The sequence below is a fragment of the Ectopseudomonas guguanensis genome (genome assembly GCF_900104265.1).
Lineage (GTDB): Bacteria > Pseudomonadota > Gammaproteobacteria > Pseudomonadales > Pseudomonadaceae > Aquipseudomonas > Aquipseudomonas guguanensis.
Map to the genome: position 1 here is coordinate 449,424 of NZ_FNJJ01000002.1, position 21,089 is coordinate 470,512.

Genomic DNA, 21,089 nt, shown 5'->3' on the forward strand with positions numbered 1-21,089 from the left:
ACCGAACGCCGATGTCACCGATTCGACCAACCTGATCACCCTGGACAACACCGGCTACACCGATGCCGCCGGCAACACCGGGGTTGGCACAACCACCTCCAACAACTACGCCATCGACAGCCTCGCCCCGTCCGTCACCTCCGTCAGCGTGCCCACCAACGGCACCTACGGCGCCGGCCAAAACCTCGACTTCACCGTCAACTTCAGCGAGAACGTCACCGTCGACACCAGCGGTGGCACCCCGCGTCTGGCCATCACCCTGGATACCGGCGGCACCGTCTACGCCAACTACCTCAGCGGTTCGGGCGGCAGCGCGCTGGTGTTCCGTCTGACGGTCGCCAACGGTCAGCAGGACAGCAACGGCATTGCCGTCGGCGCCACCTTCGATGCCAATGGCGCAACCCTGCGCGATGCTGCCGGCAACGACGCCCAGACCGCGCTCAACAACGTCGGCGCCACTGCAGGCGTTCTGGTGGATACCGCGCCCCCCCAGGTCACCGGCATCGCCCTGGACGGCCCCTCGCCGACTCGGGACACCACCCTCAGCTTCACGGTCACCTTCGACGAGAACGTCAGTGGCGTCGACCTGGCCGATTTCGCCCTGGCCACCACCGGCAGCGCCAGCGGCACGCTGCTCTCGCTGGTGCAGGTCGATGCGCGCACCTACCGCGTCACCGTCGGTGGCGTGACCGGCCAGGGCACCCTCGGTCTCTCGCTCGCGGCCACGGGCAGCGGCATCGTCGACGGCGTCGGCAACGCGCTGCAAAGCGACTTCACGACCGTCGGCTACACACTGGGCGGGCTCAACACCGGCGACCCGGAATTCCGCGCCAACCCGACGCCCAGCGTGCCGACCACGCCCAACGCACCGATACAGCCCGACGTGCCCAGCCTGCCGCCGCCCATCACCACCTCGCCCCTGCTACCGCCACCGCTGTTCGACGTGCCAACCATTGGCAGCGGTATACCCACGCTGGGCAATATCTTCATCAACAACGGTGCGCTGGCCCCCAGCTATATCGCCCAGGTGTTCGCCCGCAGCGACAGCGGTTTTGGCAACGGCAGCGGTATCGGCTTCCTCGGTTTTGGTGGCGGTGACGGCGGCGTTTTCGGCACCAGCAGTTTCTCCAGCATGTTCAGCAAGGAGGTGCCGCAGGATTCCGGTGAAATCCAGCTACGCTGGGGTGGCACGCTCGGTGGTGGCCTGGACGCAGGGGAGATTCTCGGAGCGCCGACACTGGGCCAGCAGCTGCAACAGATCGGTGACAGCGAAGAGCGCCAGATCAGGGATATCGCCTGGGCACTGGGACAGATGCCGTTGCCCACGCCGCAAGCATGATGACACGACAGATAACAACGAGTGCCGTACCAGGGGGCGGCCCAAGGATGAGCAAAGCAGCGAAGTTTTTCAGCATCAGCCTGTTGGCGCTGGCAGTGACCGGTTGTGCCGTGACCAGCCAGCCCATCGACCGTAGCGTCAGCGAACAACGTGCCCAGCAGGATCTGGCGATCATGTTCAGGGACCAGGAGCCGCTCAGCGGCCCGCTGACCCTGCATGAAGCCATGGCCCGTGCGGTGAAATACAACCTCGAGGCGCGCCTGAAGGTCATGGAAGAGGCCATGGCGCAACGCCAGGTCGACCTGGCCACCTTCGACATGCTGCCGCGCATGGCGCTGTCGGCCGGCTACGCCGGACGCAGCAACATCAGCGCATCGAGCAGCGAGAGCATCCGCACCGGCACCCAGTCGCTGGAACCCTCCACCTCGCAGGATCGCGACCGTGGCGTGGCCGACCTGACCATGGTGTGGAACGTGCTGGACTTCGGTGTCAGCTACGTCAGCGCCAAGCAGCAGGGCGACCAGCGCCTGATCGTGCAGGAGCGCAGGCGCAAGGTGCTGCATACCATCATCCAGGACGTGCGCTCGGCCTACTGGCGCGCCGTCGCCGCCGATCGCCTGCTGACCCAGATCGACAGCCTCATGGCCCGCGTCGCCCAGGCGCGCGACAATAGCCAGCGCCTCAGCGAGCAGCGCATCGGCGATCCGATTCAGGCCCTGAGCTACCAGCGTGCGCTGATCGAAGCCACCCGCCAGCTGGAAGAGCAGCGCCGCGCCCTGTCGCTGGCCAAGACCGAGCTGGCCACCCTGATCAACCTGCCACTGGGCACCCAGGTCGAATTGGCGCCCGAAGCCGGTTATCAGGTACCGGAGCTGAAGGTGGAACTCGGTACGCTGGAACAGGAAGCGCTGGCCAGCCGACCGGAACTGCGCGAGCAGGACTACCAGGCGCGCATCAGTGCCGCCGAAACCCGCAAGGCCATGCTGCGTCTGCTGCCTGGTCTGGAGTTCTCCGCTGGCGGCCATTACGACAGCAACTCGTTCCTGGTCAACCAGAGCTGGGCCGACTACGGCGTGAAGGTGACCTGGAACCTGTTCAACGTGCTCTCGGCGCCCTCCGCCATCGATGTCGCCAAGGCCGGCCAGGAGGTTGCCGATGCACGGCGCCAGGCCATGTCGATGGCCATCCTCGCCCAGCTGCACGTTGCCAACGCCAACTTCCGCGAAGCGCAGCGCCAGTTCCAGACCAGCCAGCAACTGGCCGGCCTGGACGGGCAGATCGTAGAGCAGCTGCGCAATCGCTACCAGGCACAGGGCATCGGCGAACTGGAGTTGATTCAGGGCGAACTGAACACGCTACAAGCGGACCTGCGCCGCGACCTCGCCTACGCCGAGCTGCGCAACAGCTACGGCCAGCTGTTCGCCAGCGTCGGCCTCGATCCACTGCCGGAGAGCATCGCATCAGACAGTGTCGCGGACATCGCAACCGCCCTCGCCAACCGCGAGGCGCAGTGGCAGGCAGGCCAGCTATAGGCTGATCAGCATTCGCCGTCGAGACTGGCGATCCAGCGATCAATCACCTCCAGCCCTTCGCGGTGGGAGGTGGAACGGCCCAGTTCGGGCATCATGACGCTGGGGTCGGTGCTGTGCAGGCGAAAGCTCAATACCGACTTTTCCGGCGCGCCGGGGTGGATATCCACCAGGCGGTCGCCGGAGCCCTTGCCCGCCGCCACCGGCTGCTTGCAGAGCCCATAGGCGATGCCGAGCGGCGTGGCCGGGTCGAGATACAACCCGGAGGTGCGCCCAGGCCCCTCAGGGTTGTGACAGTGCGAGCAGTTGGCGTCCAGATAGCTGCGCGCCTGATGTTCCAGGCTCTCCCCTTCACGCGGTGCGCCCCACAGTGCATTGCGCGGTACCCCGGCCAGGTCGGCCGGCACGCCCTGCAACAGCCCTTCGGCCTGCCAGCGCTGCAGCTGATTGACCGTGCCATCGGCATAGGCGTAATTCCTGTTAAGGTGCCGCGCCTTCGGCCCCAGCGGCTGCACGCCCTTGCCCGCCTGCTGTTCATGGCAACCGGCACACTGGTTGGCGTCCGGCACCTGGTAGTCCACCGCCAGTACCTCGCCAGTCGCATCCTGCAGCTGCAGATCGAAACTGGTGCCGGCCCAGTCCAGGGTGGCGTCGCGCTGGGCCTCGTCCCAGACGTAGGGCAAGGCCACCCAGCCCTGCTCCTGGCGCAGCAGGATACGCGTCTCCAGCAGCCGCACCCGATCGAGCTGCAGCGCCTCGACGCCGTGCTGCTCGCTGCGCAGCAGCCGGCCCTTTGCATCGCGCGGGTAGTAGAAGGTCTTGCTCAGCACGGTGCCGACGGGATAGTCGAATTGCGTCTCGGCGTATTGCGCGCTGCGGCCCTCGGGCATCCAGACGGTGCGCAGCTTGTACGCGTAGTCGGTGAACAGCGGCGTGTTGAGGTCGTAGGGCAACACACCGGCGGCCGGCTGCAGCTGGCCGCCGCGTTGCTGCAGTACGCCCCAGGCGCTGAGCTTGTCGGGATAGTCCTCGCCGCTGGGCAGGTACAGGGGCGCGCGCTGCTGCTCGCAGGCGCCGAGCAACAGGGTGGCGAGCAACAGCCAGCCGGCTCTCATGCCTCGTCACCCGCCTCGGCCAGCGCCGCCTGCAGTTCGACCGCGGGCAGGCGCGGCAGCTCGCAACGATGCGGCGTCATGTCGGTGCTGATGTTCTTGTAGCCGCCAGGGCCGTCGACGTTGACGATGCCGGCCTCGCCATTGTCGATGCAGATCGCCAGTTCGGCCGGCAGCCTGCCATCCACCAGCTTGTCCGGGTTGACGTAGCCATCCCAGAGGATGTCGGGCAGGCGGCCGTTGAGCCCGAACTTTGCCAGTTTCAGCGCTTTCAGTTCGAGGTTGTCGGGGCTGTCGCCGCCCGGGCCGAAACGGTTGCCATGGATATGAATGGCCTCCGGGTAGGGATCGAAATCCGCCTCGGTGGAGAGATCGGTGTAGCCGGTACTGAAGTAGCTGCTGACGATGACGTTGGCGGTGCGGTGCTCGCCGATATCGTTGTCGAAGATCTCCACCTTGTCGTTGGAGTTGATCACCACGCCGGAGCCGGCCGGGATGCTCGCCACCGGCGTGCCCTTGTGCCCGAAGTTCTTGTGGTTGTTGCCCTCGACCCTGTTGCGGTAGACCCGCGTGGTGTGCCCCGGCTGCGGCAGGTTAGGCATGTTGAACACCAGGATGCCGCCGGTATTGCCGGTGGCGACGTTGTCGTAGACGTCGGCGCCGATGGTGTTCTCGATCTCGATGCCGGCGACGTTGCGCTCGGCGCGGCTGTTGCGCACCACCACGTTGCGCGACTGACCGACGTAGATACCGGCGTCCGAGGCGCCTATGGCCACCACGCCGTCGACCAGCACGTTCTCGGTCTGCACCGGGTAGATGCCATAGGCACCGTTCTCGGTGGCCGGACCGTTGGTCCATTCGGTGCGCACGCGGCGGATGATGATGTTCCTGCCGCCGACCACCTTGAGCGCATCGCCCTTGGTGTCCTCCAGCGCCAGGTCCTCGATGGTGAAGTCGGATGCATCCACCAGCAGGCCTTCGGCACCGGACTTCTGGCCCTTGAAGTTGAGGATGGTCTTGTCCATCCCGGCACCCTTGAGGGTCACCCCGCTGACCTTGAGGCTGAGACTGCGGTCGAGCTGCCAGGTCCCGGCGGGAATCTCGATCACCTCACCGGGCTTGGCCTTGATCAGCTGGGTCTGCAGCTGTTTCTGAAAGTCGAGATTGGCGACGGGCGGCGCTTCGGAATCCCCGCATGCGGTCAGCAGCAGGGGCAGCGCGAGCAGAGCGAAGGCGGCGGTGCGCATGGCGGGCTCCAGTATTTTTGTTTAATTGGAACCTTAGTACCAATTTAGACAAAAACCAAGAGCAGCCCGAATCGACCGCCAGACAAGAAAACGCCAGCACTAGGCTGGCGTTCCCATTCAGCGCGGCGCGACCGGCCTGGGCTTCTTCTTCCCGCCGCCCGGCTTGCCGCCCTTCTTCTGCTCCTGCAGCTTGGCGAAAGCCGCCGCCTTGGCCTGCTCGCGCTTGTCCCAGGGTTTGCCACCATCGCTGGCGCGCGGCGGCAGGCCGTTGTGCTGGGTCAGCACCTTGCCCACCTTTTTGCTGCCGGCCGGCGTCGAGTTCTTGCGCCGTGCGCTCTGATACTCGTCGGTCTGCGGCTGGTAGGTGGGAATCAGGTGATGCTTGCCATTGCCGATCAGATCACTGCGGCCCATGCGCTCCAGCGCCTCACGCAGCATCGGCCAGCCTTTCGGATCGTGATAACGCAGGAAGGCCTTGTGCAGGCGACGCTGCTGCTCGCTCTTGACGATGGTCACGCCATCACTCTTGTAAGTGACCTTGCGCAGCGGGTTCTTGCCCGAGTGATACATGGCCGTGGCGGTGGCCATCGGCGAGGGGTAGAAGGCCTGCACCTGGTCAGCGCGGAAACCGTTGCGCTTGAGCCACAGGGCGAGGTTCATCATGTCCTCGTCGGTGGTGCCCGGGTGCGCGGCGATGAAGTACGGGATCAGGTACTGCTCCTTGCCCGCCTCCTTCGAGTACTTCTCGAACATCTGCTTGAAGCGGTCGTAGCTGCCGATACCCGGCTTCATCATCTTGTCCAGCGGGCCACGCTCGGTGTGCTCCGGCGCGATCTTGAGATAGCCGCCGACGTGGTGGGTAACCAGTTCCTTGACGTACTCCGGCGACTCCACCGCCAGGTCATAGCGCAGACCGGAAGCGATCAGGATCTTCTTCACGCCCGGCAGCGCACGCGCCTTGCGGTACAGCTCGATCAGGGAGGAGTGATCGGTATTGAGGTTCTCGCAGATACCGGGGAACACGCATGACGGCTTGCGGCAGTGCTTCTCGATTTCCGGGTCCTTGCAGGCGATGCGGTACATGTTGGCGGTCGGCCCGCCGAGGTCGGAGACCACGCCGGTAAAGCCCGGCACCTTGTCGCGCATTTCCTCGATCTCGCGGATGATCGACTCGTGCGAACGGTTCTGGATGATGCGGCCCTCGTGCTCGGTGATCGAGCAGAAGGTGCAGCCGCCGAAGCAGCCACGCATGATGTTCACCGAGAAACGGATCATCTCGTAGGCCGGGATCTTCTCCTTGCCATAGGCCGGGTGCGGCACGCGCGCATAGGGCATGCCGAACACGTAGTCCATTTCCTCGGTGGTCATGGGAATGGGCGGCGGGTTGAACCAGACGTCCACCTCGCCATGCTTCTGCACCAGCGCACGGGCATTGCCCGGGTTGGTTTCCAGGTGCAGCACGCGGTTGGCATGGGCGTAGAGCACCGGGTCGTTGCGCACCTTCTCGAACGACGGCAGGCGGATCACCGTCTTGTCGCGGGTCATGCGCGGGCTTTCGAGAATCTGCACGACCTTGGCTTCGTTGGGGTCTTCGACCGGCCCCCTGGCCTGCTCGATGGCGCAGGCGTCCATGTCCTGGGTGTTGACGTAGGGGTTGATGATCTTGTCGACGCGGCCGGGGCGGTCGATACGGGTCGAGTCGACCTCGAACCAGCCCTCGGGAGTGTCGCGGCGAATGAAGGCGGTGCCGCGCACATCGGTGATGGCTTCGACCTTCTCGCCTCGCGACAGACGCTGGGCGATTTCCACCACGGCGCGCTCGGCGTTGCCGTAGAGCAGGATGTCGGCGGTGGCGTCCATCAGGATCGAACGGCGCACCTTGTCCTGCCAGTAGTCGTAGTGGGCGATACGGCGCAGGGATGCCTCGATGCCGCCGAGGATAACCGGCACGTGGGTGTAGGCCTCCTTGCAGCGCTGGCTATAGACCAGGCTGGCGCGATCGGGGCGCTTGCCGGCCTGACCGCCGGGCGTGTAGGCGTCGTCGGAACGGATCTTCTTGTCCGCGGTGTAGCGGTTGATCATCGAGTCCATGTTGCCGGCCGCCACGCCGAAGAACAGGTTCGGCTCGCCGAGCTTCATGAAGTCGTCTTTGCTGCGCCAGTCCGGCTGGGCAATGATGCCGACCCGGAAGCCCTGAGCTTCGAGCAGGCGACCGATGATGGCCATGCCGAACGAGGGGTGATCGACGTAGGCATCACCGGTAACGATGATGATGTCGCAGCTGTCCCAGCCGAGCTGATCCATCTCTTCCCGGCTCATCGGCAGGAAGGGCGCAGGCCCGAAACACTCGGCCCAGTACTTGGGATAGTCGAACAGCGGCTTGGCGGCTTGCATATTTTTTGATCAGCTGGCGTTCACGAGGGGCGCGGATCATAGCACAAAAATTGACCAAACCAGACTATTGCACTGGGTTTAATGCCACCGCAGCTGATGCTGGCGAGCGCTCAAGCGCCGGGGCTGAAACCCTTCGCCTCGCTGCCGGGGTCCCTACCCTCATGACGAAAACACGGAAAAATCGGGCCTTTCGCTGCAATAGCCATACGCCATATTTGTTTTCGTCCGATAACCATCCTGTGCATATACTCAAGTACTCGGTCAGCCGACTCCAGGACACCTATGCTGCAGCGCTTCGCCTTCATGCTCGCTCTTCTGCTCGGACTGTCGGCCACAGGCCAGGCCATGGCGTCGGTGGTGCTCACCGACGCCAGCAGCGGCATGCCGCTCAACGCCCATATCGAACTGCTGGAAGATACCCAGGGCACCCTGACCATCGCCGACCTTGCCTCTGCCGAACAGCAGTCGCGCTTCCAGCCGGCCAATGGCCGCGCCAGCGTCGGCCAGAGCCTGAACCCCTGGTGGATCAAGCTCACCTTGCAGCGAGACAGCCGCGCCCCGTCCCTCTGGGTGCTGGAAGTGGGCTCGGTGACGCAGCTCGACCTGCAGTTTCACCAACCTGACGGCCAGGGTGGCTGGCTATCACGTCAGTCCGGCGAACGCGTGCCCTTCGACGCAAGCCGCGACCACCCTTACCGGCGCATGGTCTTCGACCTGCCCGCCCTGGATGAGCAACCGACCACCTTCTACTTGCGCGCCTTCGACCCTGCCGGTAATTCCTTCCCGCTGCGCATCTGGCAGGCAGACGATCTCAAGCAACTGGCAGCCCGCGAGAACCTGGCGCTCGGCGCCATCTATGGGGTGGTCTTTGCGCTGCTGCTGTACAACCTGTTCATCCTCATCTCGCTGCGCGACAAGGCCTATTTCTGGTACGTGCTGACCACCGCCTTCGCCCTGCTGTTCATTCTCAGCATGACCGGCCACGGGGCGCAGTACCTGTGGCCGAACCACCCGGTGCCGGCCTGGCTGGACCGCATCACCCTGCCGTCGCTGTGGGGCCTGTTCGCCAGCCGTTTCACCCAGACCCTGCTGCAGACCAAGCTCCATGTGCGCTGGGCGCATCACCTCCTGAACATGGCCTGCGTGATCTACCTCGTCGCGATCGTGCTCACCCTCTTCGACCAGCGCCACCTCGCCGCCTGGGCCATCGCCCTGCTATCGCTGACCAGCATTCCCGCCGCGCTGGGCAGTGCGCTGATCCGCTGGCGCCAGGGTTTCTTTCCGGCGCAGCTGTATCTCTATGGCTACGGCCTGGTACTCGGCAGCGTGGGCATTCTGCTGTTGCGCACCACCGGCGTGCTGCAGCCGGCACAGTGGAATGCTTACGTGTTCCCGGTGGCCGTGGCGGCAGAATCCATCCTGTTCTCCTTCGCCCTTGCCTACCGCATCCAGATACTCAAGCAGGAGCGCGCCGTCGCGCTGCAGCAAGCCGACCGCGAGAAGACCGCGCGCCTGGCCCAACTGCAGGCCAGCGCCGCTGAGCTGCAGGCTGCAGTGACCGCACGTACGGCGGAACTGGCGGCAACCAACGAACAGCTGCGCGAGCGCGAGCGTGAACTGCAGCATGCCGCCTTCCACGACCCGTTGACCGACCTGCCCAACCGCCGCTACCTGGTCGAGCGCTGCGAATCGGCGCTGGGCCATGCCGAACGGCACAAGGAAAGCGTGGCTCTGTTGCTGATCGACCTGGATCACTTCAAGCCGATCAACGACCGCTTCGGCCACGCGGCCGGCGACCTAATGCTGCAGGTGATCGCCAAGCGCCTGCGCGAGCATGTACGTGCGGGCGATGCGGTCGCGCGCCTGGGCGGTGACGAGTTCGCTGCCCTGATCTGCGGCAGCGATGCCGAACGCCAGGCCCGGGAGATCGCCGACCGCCTGCTGGCCGAATTGTCCAAGCCGGTGCACTTCGGCGCCGAGCGCCTGCAGGTGACCATCAGCATCGGCGTGGCCCTCTACCCGCGCCATGCCAGGAACTTCACCGGGCTGTACAAGATCGCCGACCAGACCCTCTATCGCGTCAAGGAGCGGGGACGCTCTGGCGCGCGCGTGCACGGCGATGACGGTGAGTTGAGCGAGCAGGCCTGCCTGCAGCTGGACGTGCTCAAAGTGCCCAGCGGCCTGGCCTAGGCTAGCAGCCGTTGAAAAACGTAGGCGAGGCAGCCAGTGCAAGGCAAAAACAGGCGAAAAAGCGCAGTTTACGAGCTGTAAATGAGTATTTTGATCGGACTCGCGCACGAGCCTGTTTTTAACGCAGCAATGGCAACGCAGGTAGTTTTTCAACAGCCTGCTAACCGATATAGCGCCGCGGCACGCGCACGGTGACCTTGGTCAGCAGCTCGTAACCGATGGTGCCGCTGGCATGCGCCACCTCGTCCACCGGCAGTTGCGCGCCCCACAGCTCAACCGGCGAGTCGATACCCGCTTCGGGCAGGTCGGTGATATCCACCGCCAGCATGTCCATCGACACCCTGCCAGCCAGCGACGCGCGCTGCCCATCGACCAGCACCGGCGTGCCGCTGGGTGCGTGGCGCGGGTAACCGTCGGCATAGCCGCAGCTGACCGTGGCGATCCGCGACGGCCGTTGGGCAACCCAGGTCGCGCCGTAACCGACGCTTTCCCCGACCGCCACCTCGCGCACGGCGATAACCCGCGCCGCCAGGGTCATGGCCGGCTTCAGGCCAAGCTCGCGCGCGCTGAGGTCGGCGAAAGGCGTGGCACCGTAGAGCATGATGCCTGGGCGCAGCCAGTCCATGTGGGCGGCCGGGATGGTCAGCACCGCCGCCGAGTTGGCCAGCGAGCGATGATTGAAATCCAGGTCCAGCAGCTCGAGAAAACGTTCGACCTGCAGCTCGGTGAGCGGATGACCGCGCTCGTCGGCGCAGGCGAAGTGGCTGAGCAGATTGAGCTCGGCCACCTGCTCGGCCGCCTCGAGCCGCGCATGCCACTGACGCAGACTGGCAGTGTCGAAACCCAGGCGGTGCATACCGGAATCCAGCTTGAGCCAGACATTGATCGGCCTGGACAGCTCGCTGGCGATGAGGGCTTCGGCCTGCGCCGCGCTCTGCACCACCAGATCCAGGCCGAGCTGCGCGGCGATGGCGTACTCGCTGGCCTCGAAACAGCCCTCGAGCAGCAGGATGCGCGCTTCGCCATGCATGGCCCGCACCTCGGCGGCTTCCTCCATGCTGGCCACGGCAAAGCCGTCGGCCACCTCGTGCAACGCGGTGACTACCTCGCGCACGCCATGCCCGTAGGCATTGGCCTTGACCACCGCGAACGCCTGGCGTCCCGGCGCGCAGCGCTTGGCCACGGCATAGTTGTGGGCGATGGCGGAGAGATCGACGATGGCGGCAAGCGGACGCATGAGGGGGAGCCTGAACGGAAAACGGGCGCCCATCTTAACCGCTGGGCACCCGTTTTCATTGAGCGAGATCAGATCGTTGCCGTAGGAGCGAGCTCTGCTCGCGAAACGTTCACCCGGCGTGATTCGCGAGCAGAGCTCGCTCCAACACTGCGCGCGCTGTTATTCATCCTCGAACTGGTAGCTGCCCGGCGCCAGGTTCTCGAAGCGCGAGTACTTGCCGAGGAAGGCCAGGCGTACGGTGCCGATGGGACCGTTACGCTGCTTGCCGATGATGATTTCGGCCACGCCCTTGTACTCGGTTTCCGGGTGATAGACCTCGTCGCGGTAGACGAACATGATGATGTCGGCATCCTGCTCGATCGCTCCGGATTCACGCAGGTCCGAGTTCACCGGGCGCTTGTTGGGGCGCTGCTCCAGCGAGCGGTTGAGCTGCGACAGGGCGATGACCGGGCAGTTGAATTCCTTGGCCAGGGCCTTGAGCGAGCGCGAGATCTCGGAAATCTCGTTGACCCGGCTGTCGCCGCTGGAGCCGGGAATCTGCATCAGCTGCAGGTAGTCGACCATGATCAGGCCGATCTCGCCATGCTCGCGCGCCAGGCGCCGCGTACGCGCGCGCATCTCGCTTGGCGAGATGCCCGCGGTATCGTCGATAAACAGCTTGCGGTCGTTGAGCAGGTTGACCGCGCTGGTCAGACGCGGCCAGTCGTCGTCGTCGAGCTGACCGGCACGCACCTTGGTCTGGTCGATGCGCCCCAGGGACGCCAGCATACGAATCACGATGGATTCCGAGGGCATTTCCAGCGAGTAGACGAGGATCGCCTTGTCGCTGCGCATCAGGGCGTTTTCCACCAGGTTCATGGCGAAGGTGGTCTTACCCATCGACGGACGACCGGCAACGATCACCAGGTCGGCCGGCTGCAGGCCGCTGGTCTTGTCATCCAGGTCATCGAAACCGGTGGACAGACCGGTGATCGCGTCACCGTTGTTGAACAGCTGGTCGATACGGTCGATGGCCTTGACCAGGATGTCGTTGATGCCTACCGGGCCGCCGGTCTTGGGGCGTGCCTCGGCGATCTCGAAAATCTTGCGCTCGGCCTCGTCGAGGATTTCCTCGCCGGTACGGCCTTCCGGCGCATAGGCACTGTCGGCGATCTCGTTGCTGATGCCGATCAGCTGGCGCAGCGTGGCACGCTCGCGAATGATCTGCGCATAGGCCTTGATATTGGCCACCGACGGCGTGTTCTTGGCCAGCTCGGCGAGATAGGCCAGGCCGCCCACCTGCGAAAGCTGCCCTTCCTTGTCCAGTTGCTCGGACAGGGTAACCACGTCGAATGGCGCGTTGCGTTCGGCCAGCTTGTAGATGGCGCGAAAGATCAGGCGATGATCATGGCGATAGAAGTCGCCCTCGGATACGGCGTCGAGTACGCGTTCCCAGGCGTTGTTGTCCAGCATCAGGCCACCCAGCACCGCCTGCTCCGCCTCGATGGAGTGCGGCGGCACTTTCAGGGCAGCGGTCTGCAGGTCGTATTGCTCGGGAATGCTGATGTCGTTCATAGGCTCGAAGAGAAAATACTGCGGTAGAAAGACAACGGGCACGTCACCGCTTGCGCAATGACGTGCCCGATTTTGGCAGACCGGCACCTGAGTGCAAGCCCGCCTGGCGGCTGCGAGTTAGGCAGCGACCACGATCACCTTGACGGTGGCTTCGACGTCGGTGTGCAGGTGCAGTGCAACGTCGTATTCGCCGACCTGACGGATAGTACCGTTGGGCAGACGAACTTCGGCCTTGGCCACTTCAACGCCGGAGGCGGTCAGGGCGTCAGCGATGTCGTGGGTACCGATCGAACCGAACAGCTTGCCTTCATCGCCAGCGGTGGCGGTGATGGTGACTTCCAGCTCAGCCAGTTGGGCAGCGCGAGCTTCGGCGGAAGCCTTCTTCTCGGCAGCCAGTTTTTCCAGCTCGGCGCGGCGGGCTTCAAACGCAGCTACGTTTTCAGCGGTAGCAGCGGTGGCCTTGCCCTGCGGCAGCAGGAAGTTACGGCCGTAACCGGCCTTGACGTTCACTTTGTCGCCCAGGTTGCCCAGGTTGGCGATTTTTTCCAGCAGGATGACTTCCATTTGGGTCTTACCTCTTAACTTTTAACCTTCACCGTCCGCGGGCCCACTCTTGCGAGCGAGACGACCGCGAAAATCAAACAGACTGTCGACGATGGCCAGGACCACCAGTAACGGATAGATCAGCTGCATGAACAGCAGGAGCGTGATGTACATGCCCACCAGCCAGAAGCGAGCGAGCCCACCCTTCTCCACCAGACCGTGCACCAGGGCGATCCCGGCGAACAGCAAAGGCACACTGCACAGCGGCGTGAGCATGGCCAACTGCGGCCCCAGATTGGGGCCTAGCATCATGCCCGCCAGCAGCAACAGCGCCTGCGGCAGCGGCAGTCTCAGGGCGCGGAACTCGCGACCGAAACCGCCGGGGTTGTACAACACGGCCTGCCAGTAACGCCCAAGAATCAGGCTCAGCAAGCTGAGGATCTGCAGCAAGGCCGCCAGCAATCCGGTCAGCACCGGTGCGATCAGGGCCTCGAGGCGCTCGCGTTCGCCCACCGACAACTGCTGGTGAGCCCCATCGAACATGGTCGGCAACAGCTTCTGCAGCTCGCCGGCCATGGCCGCGATGGGTTCGCGGAACACCGCCCCAAGGACCACGCCATACACCAGGCCCAGCGCCACACTGCACAGCAGTATGCGGTTCCAGGTCCAACTGGCGCGCAACAACAACGCCAGGCTCAGCGCACCGACCAGCACCAGCAGGGTGCGCGGTTCGCCGAAGTACCACCAGGCTATCGCCGGCAGCATGGCCCAGGCCAGGATGCCCATGGCATCGCTGGCTCCGCGCCGCAACAGCACCAGGCTGCCGGCGGCGGCACTCAACCAGAACAACAGCGGCATCGCTGCCGATCCCACCACCACGAGGGTGGCCTGCATACGGCCGCGCATGATGTATTCAGCCAGGGCACGCATGCGATCTATTCCTTAACGCTTGTCGACTGTCCGATCTCAGCGGCCGTGGCTGTCGGTGTAGGGCAGCAGGGCCAGGAAGCGGGCGCGCTTGATAGCGGTGGCCAGCTGACGCTGATAACGAGCCTTGGTACCGGTGATACGGCTGGGAACGATCTTGCCGGTTTCCGAGATGTAGGCTTTCAGGGTGTTGAGATCTTTGAAATCGATCTCTTTCACGTCTTCAGCGGTGAAGCGGCAGAATTTACGACGACGGAAGAAACGTGCCATGTGATTGGCTCCTCAATAGATCCGTGGATTACTCGTCAGCGTTGTCGCTGTCGTTGCTGTCGCTGTCATCGCCGTCGTTGGACTCGGCGTTTTCAGGACGTTCACGACGCTCGCGGCGCTCACTGCGGTTTTCTTCGGCCTTCAGCATCTCGGACTGGCCAGTGACGGCCTCGTCGCGACGGATGACCAGGTTACGGATCACGGCGTCGTTGTAGCGGAAGTTGTCTTCCAGCTCGGCCAGGGCCTTGCCGGTGCACTCTACGTTGAGCATCACGTAGTGGGCTTTGTGGACGTTGTTGATGGCGTAAGCCAGCTGACGACGGCCCCAGTCTTCCAGGCGGTGAATCTTGCCACCGTCTTCTTCGATCAGCTTGGTGTAACGCTCGACCATGCCGCCGACTTGCTCGCTCTGGTCCGGGTGAACCAGGAAGATGATTTCGTAATGACGCATAAATGCTCCTTACGGGTTGTAGCCTGCCAACTAAGGTGGTCAGGCAAGGAGTGGGTTTTTCTCGTGATGAGCTTGCCGGGCGGTAGGCGCAAAAAAGCCTGCCGTCACGGCAAGGGGCGCCATTCTAGAGAAGCCCCCTGCTGCACGCAAGGCGAATTGGCGATTATTTGAACAACACGACTTCAGGCTTCAGGCTTCAGGCTTCAGGCTTCAGGCAAGCCAGGATGGAGTGACCGCACACGCCACTCCAGCTTTTACCTGCGGCCTGCAGCCTATAGCTTGTGGCCGTTTCTCTGGCGCACCGCCTCGAACAGGCAGACGCCGGTGGCGACCGAGACGTTGAGGCTGCTGACGCTGCCGCCCATGGGTAGCTTGACCAGGTAATCGCAGTGCTCGCGGGTCAGGCGACGCATACCCTTGCCCTCGGCGCCCATGACCAGCACCGTCGGGCCGGTCATGTCGAGCTGATACAGCTCCTGCTCGGCCTCGCCAGCGGTGCCGACCACCCAGAGGCCCTTCTTCTGCAGCTTTTCCAGGGTGCGCGCCAGGTTGGTCACCGCCACCAGCGGAATCACCTCCGCCGCGCCGCACGCCACCTTGCGCACGGTGGCGTTGAGGGTGGCGGACTTGTCCTTGGGCACGATGACCGCCAATGCCCCTGCGGCATCGGCGGTGCGCAGGCAGGCGCCGAGGTTGTGCGGATCGGTCACCCCGTCCAGCACCAGAAGCAAGGGCACGCCCTCGCTGCGTTCGAGCAGCTCGTCGAGCATGTTCTCGCCCCAGACCTGGCTCGGGCTGACCTCGGCGACCACACCCTGGTGCACGCCCTCGGCCCATTCGTCCAGCTCCTGACGCTCCTTTTGCCCGACCGGCACGCGGTGCTGCGCCGCCAACTCCAGCATCGGCTGGATGCGCGGCGCATGGCGGCTCTCGGCCAGCCACAATTGCTTGACCCGCTTGGGATGGTGGCGCAACAGCGCCTCCACGGCATGCACGCCGTAGACCTTTTCCAACTGACTCATCGTTTCGCCTTACGCTTGCTCGGCTTGCTGCCGGTCGTCTCGGCCTTGGCCTTGGGTGCAGGCGCACCCTTGCGATGGCTGGACGTTTTCTTCGCCGGCGCCTTGCCGCCGCTCTTCTTGGCACTGTCGAGCAGGGCCTTCTTCACCTCGCGGCTTTTCTGCACGTCGGTATTGCCCATGCCGCTCGGCTTGCCGCCACGGCGCGCATCATCGTCCTTGGCGGTCTTGCCCTGGCTCAGTTCGAAGTCGATCTTGCGCTCGTCCAGATCGACGCGCATCACCTTGACCTCGACGCTGTCGCCAAGGCGGAAGCTGCGGCCGCTGCGCTCGCCGGACAGGCGGTGGTGAACCGGGTCGAAGTGGTAGTAATCGGCCGGCAGCGCGGTGACGTGCACCAGGCCCTCGACGTAGATGTCGCGCAGCTCGACGAAGATGCCGAAGCCGGTCACTGCGGTGATCACGCCGGCGAAGGTCTCGCCGACGCGGTCCTGCATGAACTCGCACTTGAGCCAGTTGACCACGTCACGGGTCGCCTCGTCGGCGCGGCGCTCGGTCATCGAGCACTGCTCGCCGAGCTTTTCCAGGGTCGCCTCGTCGTACGGATAGATGCGCGCCTTGGGCATGGTCGCTGCACCGGCACGCTCCACATGCTTGGTTTCGCGCTTGGAGCGGATCACGCTGCGAATGGCGCGGTGCACCAGCAGGTCGGGGTAGCGACGGATCGGCGAGGTGAAGTGGGTATAGGCCTCATAGTTGAGACCGAAGTGGCCCTCGTTCTGCGCGCTGTACACCGCCTGGCTCAGCGAGCGCAGCATCACGGTCTGGATCAGGTGGAAGTCCGGGCGCTCGCGAATGCTCTCCAGCAGGCGCTGATAGTCCTTGGGTGAAGGACCATCCTTGGACTTGCCACGTTGCAGCGACAGCCCCAGCTCACCAAGGAAGGCCTTGAGCTTCTCCAGACGCTCGGCCGGCGGGCCGTCGTGCACGCGGTACAACGAGGGGATCTCGTGATCCTGCATGAAGCGCGCGGTGGCGACGTTGGCGGCCAGCATGCACTCCTCGATCAACTTGTGCGCATCGTTACGCTGGGTCGGGCGGATCTCGTCGATCTTGCGATCGGTGCCGAAGATGATTCGCGTCTCCTGCGTCTCGAAGTCGATGGCGCCACGCTCGTGACGAGCGGCCACCAGCACCTGGTACAGGGCATAGAGCTGGTTGAGGTGCGGCAGAACCTCCTTATACTCGCTGCGCAGGGACTTGCCCTCGCTGCTCTTGGGATCTTCCAGCATCAGGCTGACCTTGTTGTAGGTCAGGCGCGCGTGGGAGTGGATCACCGCCTCGTAGAACTTGTAGTCGACCATCTGGCCGCTCTTGGACATGGTCATTTCGCAGACCATGGCTAGGCGATCGACGTGCGGGTTGAGCGAGCACAGACCGTTGGACAGCTCCTCCGGCAGCATCGGCACGACGCGCTCGGGGAAGTACACCGAGTTGCCACGCTCGACCGCCTCGGCGTCCAGCGCCGAACCGACCTTGACGTAGTGCGACACGTCGGCGATGGCCACGTAGAGCTTCCAGCCACCGGAGAACAGTTTCCAGCGGCTGCTGTTCTTCTCGCAGTATACGGCGTCGTCGAAGTCGCGCGCGTCTTCGCCATCGATGGTGACGAACGGCAGATGGCGCAGGTCGATGCGCTTCTCCTTGTCCTTCTCCTCCACTTCGGGCTTGAGCTTGCGCGCTTCCTTGATCACCGCCTCGGGCCAGACATGCGGAATGTCGTAGCTGCGCAGCGCCACGTCGATCTCCATGCCCGGCGCCATGTAGTTACCGATCACCTCGACGATGTCGCCCTGCGGCTGGAAGCGCTGGGTCGGCCAGTGGGTGATCTTGATCTCGACGAACTGGCCGATGCGCGCGCCGGCGGTGCGACCGGGGGTGACCAGCACTTCCTGCTGGATCTTGGGGTTGTCAGCGACGACGAAGCCGATGCCGTTCTCTTCGTAGTAGCGACCCACGATGCTTTCGTGGGCACGACTGATCACCTCGACGATGCCACCCTCGCGACGGCCGCGACGGTCGAGACCGGCCACACGCACCAGGGCGCGGTCGCCATCGAATACCAGGCGCATCTGCGCCGGGCTGAGGAAAAGATCGTCGCTGCCGTCGTCCGGCACTAGAAAGCCGAAGCCGTCGCGGTGGCCACTGATGCGGCCGCAGATCAGATCGAGCTTGTCCACCGGCGCGTAGGTGCCGCGGCGGGTATAGATGAGCTGGCCGTCGCGCTCCATGGCGCGCAGACGGCGGCGCAGCGCCTCGAGCTGATCTTCGGTGTCGAGGCCGAATTCTTCGACCAGCTGCTCGCGGCTGGCGGGCGAACCCCGTTCGGCCAGGTGGGCCAGAATCAGTTCGCGGCTAGGGATGGGGTTGTCGTATTTTTCCGCCTCGCGGGCGGCCTCGGGATCGAGGGATTGCCAATCGGCCATGTAGGAAGGATTACCTATGCTTATGTATAGAGGTGTATGCCATCTGCCTATTGAAGCGCGAAAACGTCATTCGCGGCAGCTTTTCCGGCGACAATAATTTTTTTGGGGTCAGGGGTTTACAAGGTAAATGCCCGCCCGTATAGTTCGCGCCCACAGCGTCGAGCAGACGTTGTAACACGAAGCCGATGATGATTCATCGTTTTCAGTGCCCAGGTGGCGGAATTGGTAGACGCGCTGGTTTCAGGTATCAGTGGTGGCAACACCGTGGAAGTTCGAGTCTTCTCCTGGGCACCAAATTTCGTGAAGTGGCTTGATAACCCACTTTGCAAATAACGGATGCAACGCTCCGTGTCGGCAACGACGAACATTGCTGCAGTGCCCAGGTGGCGGAATTGGTAGACGCGCTGGTTTCAGGTATCAGTGGTGGCAACACCGTGGAAGTTCGAGTCTTCTCCTGGGCACCAAATTTCAAAAAACCGAGTCGGATGACTCGGTTTTTTATTGCCTGCAAAAAACGTTGGAGCGAGCTCTGCTCGCGAACTCTTGCTAGACCGTAGGGCGGCCCAGGAGCGCCACGCCAGCGCTCCGCCAGGCAACTAAAATCTCAGCATCGGCGTACCGCCTTCGGCGAGTACGCCCTACGATCCTCTTGCAAAAGCTTCGCGAGCAGAGCTCGCTCCTACACAGCCCTCTCAGACCTTGAACTGCCCCAGGCTGGCCTTGAGCTGCGCCGCCAACTCGTCCAACGCACGCGCATTGCCGGCAATCGCGGCCACCGCCTCGGCCGCGCGCTGCGCCTCGGCATGGATGATCTCGACACGCCCACGTACTGCGCCAGCACCCTCGGCCTGGTGTGCCGCCGCCTGAGTCGCGGCGTTGATGGCACCATGCACTTCATCCACCGACTTCTGCACCGACTGCTGCAGGCGCGCACTGTCACGCAGCACCTGCAAACCCTCGCCTCCTTGCGCCCCAGCCTGAGCGATCGCCGCCACGGCCTCCTGCGCGCCACGCTGCAGGGCAGCGATATGGGTCTGGATATCGCCGGTGGACTGCTGCGTCTTGCTCGCCAGCGCCCGCACCTCGTCAGCCACCACGGCAAAGCCGCGCCCGCTCTCGCCAGCGCGCGCCGCCTCGATGGCGGCGTTGAGCGCCAGCAGGTTGGTCTGCTCGGCGATGGACTGGATCACCGTCAGCACCACCTCGATCTGCTCGCTCTGCTTGGCCAGTCGCTCGATCACCGCCGAGCCGTCCGCGACACGCGCCACCAGACCCTCGATGAGCGTGGACAGACGCTGAGCGATCGCTGCGTTCTCATGCGCGGCCTGGCGAATGGTATCGACGCGCTGCAGCGCCTCCTGCATGGACTGGCTTTCCGCCTGCGCCTCGTCAGCCATCTGCTCCAGCGCCTGCAGACTGCCGGCCACCTCGTCGCGCTGACGCCCGGCTGCCGCCTCGGCCGCCACCCCGCGCTGGGTCAGGCTGCGGATCTGCTCACCGGTACGCAGCGCCACCTCGCCCGACTCACGCACGATCGGTTGCAACTTGGCGATGAAGCGATTGACGGCATCAGCCATCTCGCCGACTTCATCCTGACTGTCGATACTCACGCGCCGCGTCAGATCACCCTCGCCGGCCGCCAGATCATTGAGCGCCGCACTGAGCAGGCGCACACGGCTCAATACACGCCAGCCCAGCACCAGCGCCACCACCAGCATTGCCAGGGCGCCAACCAGCAGCAGCCCCAGCGCGATATTCCAGCGCAGTGAATCCGCCGCGACACGTACCGATTCACCACCGTTGCGTGCCATTTCCTGGGTGTAGCGTTCGGCCGATTGCAAGCGCGCACGCAGCGCCGCGGTCGCCTCTTCGGAAGCGCCCGCCAGGCTGCTGTCGACCAGCTCGCCGGCACCATTGACCAATGCCGCGAAGCGACCGTCCAGCGCAGTCAGTTCGCGCTCGACCACATCCAGCGACAACCCCATCTGCACCTTGCCGATCGAGGCCCCCATCGGGCTGATTTCGGCCTCGACCACATACACGCGCGGATCGCGCGAGGCGGCATCCACCAGCTTGTCCAGCGGCGAATCGCCCTGACCCGCCGCCACCAGTTCGCGCACCTGGGCGTTGCTGCGGTTGAAGTTGCGCGTCAGCCGCGTGCCTTCGGCGTCATAGATGATGGCGAACAGTACCGCCGGGTCCTGCTGGGCGATTCGGGTCAGCGCCGTGAGCGCCGGGATATCCAGATCCCAGATGGATTTCGGTGCCACGCCGGCGAGCAGTTGCGCCAGAGCCTGGCCGGACTGCTTGAGATTGCCTTCGAGCACCACGCGCAGCTGCGCCTGCTCATCCTTCAACTGACCGGTAAGGCCTTCGCCCAGACGCGTACGCGTACTGCTCGCCAGCGCCGCAAGCCCCTGGCTCATCTCGCGCTCGGCCATACCCAGCTCTTCGCCCAGGCGACGGCTTTCACCGCCCAGGCGCTGGGCCAGGTCCTCGACCATGCCGTCGACCGATGCACGCATCAACCACACTGCCAACCCGACCTGCACCAACATGGCCAGGCCAAGCGCGATGAACACCGGGCGCAGCAGGCGACTGCGCAACATGGAAACGATGGCGAACACGGGAACACTCCTCAACGACCGTAACAGCTATAACGGCGACTTCCGGGATTTATTGAGCACAAGCAAAGCGCATGCCCGAGAACCTGAAACCAAACCAGCGAACCAATAGCAGTATGGGCGCAAATCGCGCCGATGGCTGCGCGACCACACGCGGTTCGCAAGCC

Annotated in this window: 15 protein-coding genes and 2 tRNA genes; 5 read left to right on the forward strand and 12 right to left on the reverse strand. The window is 64.3% G+C overall.

Translation table 11 applies throughout. The features are described 5' to 3' along the window. Positions 1 to 1,339: Ig-like domain-containing protein (locus BLS61_RS23625; protein WP_244157905.1), on the forward strand; the 1,339-nt coding region annotated here is incomplete at its 5' end. A 47-nt stretch (positions 1,340 to 1,386) separates the two neighbouring features. Continuing rightward, positions 1,387 to 2,871 carry a TolC family protein gene (locus BLS61_RS04500; RefSeq protein ID WP_090427919.1) on the forward strand — a complete coding sequence of 495 codons (1,485 nt, stop codon included), beginning with the start codon at positions 1,387 to 1,389 and terminating at the stop codon, positions 2,869 to 2,871. 5 nt (positions 2,872 to 2,876) lie between these two features. Here BLS61_RS04500 and BLS61_RS04505 read toward each other — a convergent pair whose 3' ends face one another. The 3 genes from BLS61_RS04505 to BLS61_RS04515 form a co-directional block, all read right to left on the reverse strand. Continuing rightward, positions 2,877 to 3,983 carry an SO2930 family diheme c-type cytochrome gene (locus tag BLS61_RS04505; RefSeq protein ID WP_090427922.1) on the reverse strand — a complete coding sequence of 369 codons (1,107 nt, stop codon included), beginning with the start codon at positions 3,981 to 3,983 and terminating at the stop codon, positions 2,877 to 2,879. Next, positions 3,980 to 5,227, reverse strand: coding sequence for a parallel beta-helix domain-containing protein (locus BLS61_RS04510; RefSeq protein WP_090427924.1), 1,248 nt, complete (start codon positions 5,225 to 5,227; stop codon positions 3,980 to 3,982). Before BLS61_RS04510 ends, BLS61_RS04505 begins: the two co-directional genes overlap by 4 nt. 117 nt (positions 5,228 to 5,344) lie before the next feature. Then, positions 5,345 to 7,621: a YgiQ family radical SAM protein gene (locus BLS61_RS04515; RefSeq protein WP_090427926.1), complete on the reverse strand. Its 2,277-nt coding sequence runs from the start codon at positions 7,619 to 7,621 to the stop codon at positions 5,345 to 5,347. Between the two features lie 282 nt (positions 7,622 to 7,903). Here BLS61_RS04515 and BLS61_RS04520 point away from each other — a divergent pair, with 282 nt between their 5' ends. Further along, positions 7,904 to 9,811 carry a diguanylate cyclase gene (locus BLS61_RS04520; RefSeq protein WP_090427928.1) on the forward strand — a complete coding sequence of 636 codons (1,908 nt, stop codon included), beginning with the start codon at positions 7,904 to 7,906 and terminating at the stop codon, positions 9,809 to 9,811. A gap of 160 nt (positions 9,812 to 9,971) precedes the next feature. On the opposite strand, the gene alr is transcribed toward BLS61_RS04520, so the two are convergent. From alr to rnr, 8 genes are all read right to left on the reverse strand, one after another. Continuing rightward, complete coding sequence (gene alr / locus BLS61_RS04525; protein WP_090427931.1) at positions 9,972 to 11,048, reverse strand: alanine racemase; 1,077 nt, start codon at positions 11,046 to 11,048, stop codon at positions 9,972 to 9,974. Between the two features lie 159 nt (positions 11,049 to 11,207). Continuing rightward, positions 11,208 to 12,602, reverse strand: a complete 1,395-nt coding sequence (gene dnaB, locus BLS61_RS04530; protein WP_090427934.1) for a replicative DNA helicase — start codon at positions 12,600 to 12,602, stop codon at positions 11,208 to 11,210. A 117-nt stretch (positions 12,603 to 12,719) separates the two neighbouring features. Continuing rightward, positions 12,720 to 13,166: a 50S ribosomal protein L9 gene (gene rplI / locus BLS61_RS04535; protein WP_003246849.1), complete on the reverse strand. Its 447-nt coding sequence runs from the start codon at positions 13,164 to 13,166 to the stop codon at positions 12,720 to 12,722. Between the two features lie 21 nt (positions 13,167 to 13,187). Continuing rightward, on the reverse strand, positions 13,188 to 14,075 hold the full coding sequence (locus BLS61_RS04540) for a YybS family protein (RefSeq protein ID WP_090427937.1): 888 nt from the start codon (positions 14,073 to 14,075) through the stop codon (positions 13,188 to 13,190). Positions 14,076 to 14,111: 36 nt separating this feature from the next. After that, positions 14,112 to 14,342, reverse strand: coding sequence for a 30S ribosomal protein S18 (gene rpsR / locus BLS61_RS04545; RefSeq protein ID WP_003246847.1), 231 nt, complete (start codon positions 14,340 to 14,342; stop codon positions 14,112 to 14,114). Between the two features lie 28 nt (positions 14,343 to 14,370). Beyond that, complete coding sequence (gene rpsF / locus BLS61_RS04550; protein WP_003246846.1) at positions 14,371 to 14,793, reverse strand: 30S ribosomal protein S6; 423 nt, start codon at positions 14,791 to 14,793, stop codon at positions 14,371 to 14,373. Between the two features lie 272 nt (positions 14,794 to 15,065). Continuing rightward, positions 15,066 to 15,815, reverse strand: a complete 750-nt coding sequence (rlmB, locus tag BLS61_RS04555; RefSeq protein ID WP_090427940.1) for a 23S rRNA (guanosine(2251)-2'-O)-methyltransferase RlmB — start codon at positions 15,813 to 15,815, stop codon at positions 15,066 to 15,068. Further along, the gene (gene rnr, locus BLS61_RS04560; RefSeq protein WP_090427944.1) at positions 15,812 to 18,298 is read right to left on the reverse strand and encodes a ribonuclease R; all 2,487 of its coding nucleotides are present in this window, start codon (positions 18,296 to 18,298) and stop codon (positions 15,812 to 15,814) included. The genes rlmB and rnr overlap by 4 nt, the downstream gene beginning before the upstream one ends. A gap of 207 nt (positions 18,299 to 18,505) precedes the next feature. On the opposite strand from rnr, the gene BLS61_RS04565 reads away from it, so the two are divergent. Continuing rightward, a tRNA-Leu gene (locus tag BLS61_RS04565) sits at positions 18,506 to 18,592 on the forward strand. An 83-nt stretch (positions 18,593 to 18,675) separates the two neighbouring features. After that, a tRNA-Leu gene (locus tag BLS61_RS04570) sits at positions 18,676 to 18,762 on the forward strand. 228 nt (positions 18,763 to 18,990) lie between these two features. Here the strand turns inward: BLS61_RS04570 and BLS61_RS04575 are convergent. Continuing rightward, the gene (locus BLS61_RS04575; protein ID WP_090427947.1) at positions 18,991 to 20,925 is read right to left on the reverse strand and encodes a methyl-accepting chemotaxis protein; all 1,935 of its coding nucleotides are present in this window, start codon (positions 20,923 to 20,925) and stop codon (positions 18,991 to 18,993) included. Positions 20,926 to 21,089 lie beyond the last annotated feature (164 nt).

Coding starts and splice junctions, on each gene's coding strand:
- BLS61_RS04500 (WP_090427919.1), top strand. CDS start 1,387: ATGAGCAAAGCAGCGAAGTTTTTCAGCATCAGCCTGTTGGCGCTGGCA.
- BLS61_RS04505 (WP_090427922.1), bottom strand. CDS start 3,983: ATGAGAGCCGGCTGGCTGTTGCTCGCCACCCTGTTGCTCGGCGCCTGC.
- BLS61_RS04510 (WP_090427924.1), bottom strand. CDS start 5,227: ATGCGCACCGCCGCCTTCGCTCTGCTCGCGCTGCCCCTGCTGCTGACC.
- BLS61_RS04515 (WP_090427926.1), bottom strand. CDS start 7,621: ATGCAAGCCGCCAAGCCGCTGTTCGACTATCCCAAGTACTGGGCCGAG.
- BLS61_RS04520 (WP_090427928.1), top strand. CDS start 7,904: ATGCTGCAGCGCTTCGCCTTCATGCTCGCTCTTCTGCTCGGACTGTCG.
- alr (WP_090427931.1), bottom strand. CDS start 11,048: ATGCGTCCGCTTGCCGCCATCGTCGATCTCTCCGCCATCGCCCACAAC.
- dnaB (WP_090427934.1), bottom strand. CDS start 12,602: ATGAACGACATCAGCATTCCCGAGCAATACGACCTGCAGACCGCTGCC.
- rplI (WP_003246849.1), bottom strand. CDS start 13,166: ATGGAAGTCATCCTGCTGGAAAAAATCGCCAACCTGGGCAACCTGGGC.
- BLS61_RS04540 (WP_090427937.1), bottom strand. CDS start 14,075: ATGCGTGCCCTGGCTGAATACATCATGCGCGGCCGTATGCAGGCCACC.
- rpsR (WP_003246847.1), bottom strand. CDS start 14,342: ATGGCACGTTTCTTCCGTCGTCGTAAATTCTGCCGCTTCACCGCTGAA.
- rpsF (WP_003246846.1), bottom strand. CDS start 14,793: ATGCGTCATTACGAAATCATCTTCCTGGTTCACCCGGACCAGAGCGAG.
- rlmB (WP_090427940.1), bottom strand. CDS start 15,815: ATGAGTCAGTTGGAAAAGGTCTACGGCGTGCATGCCGTGGAGGCGCTG.
- rnr (WP_090427944.1), bottom strand. CDS start 18,298: ATGGCCGATTGGCAATCCCTCGATCCCGAGGCCGCCCGCGAGGCGGAA.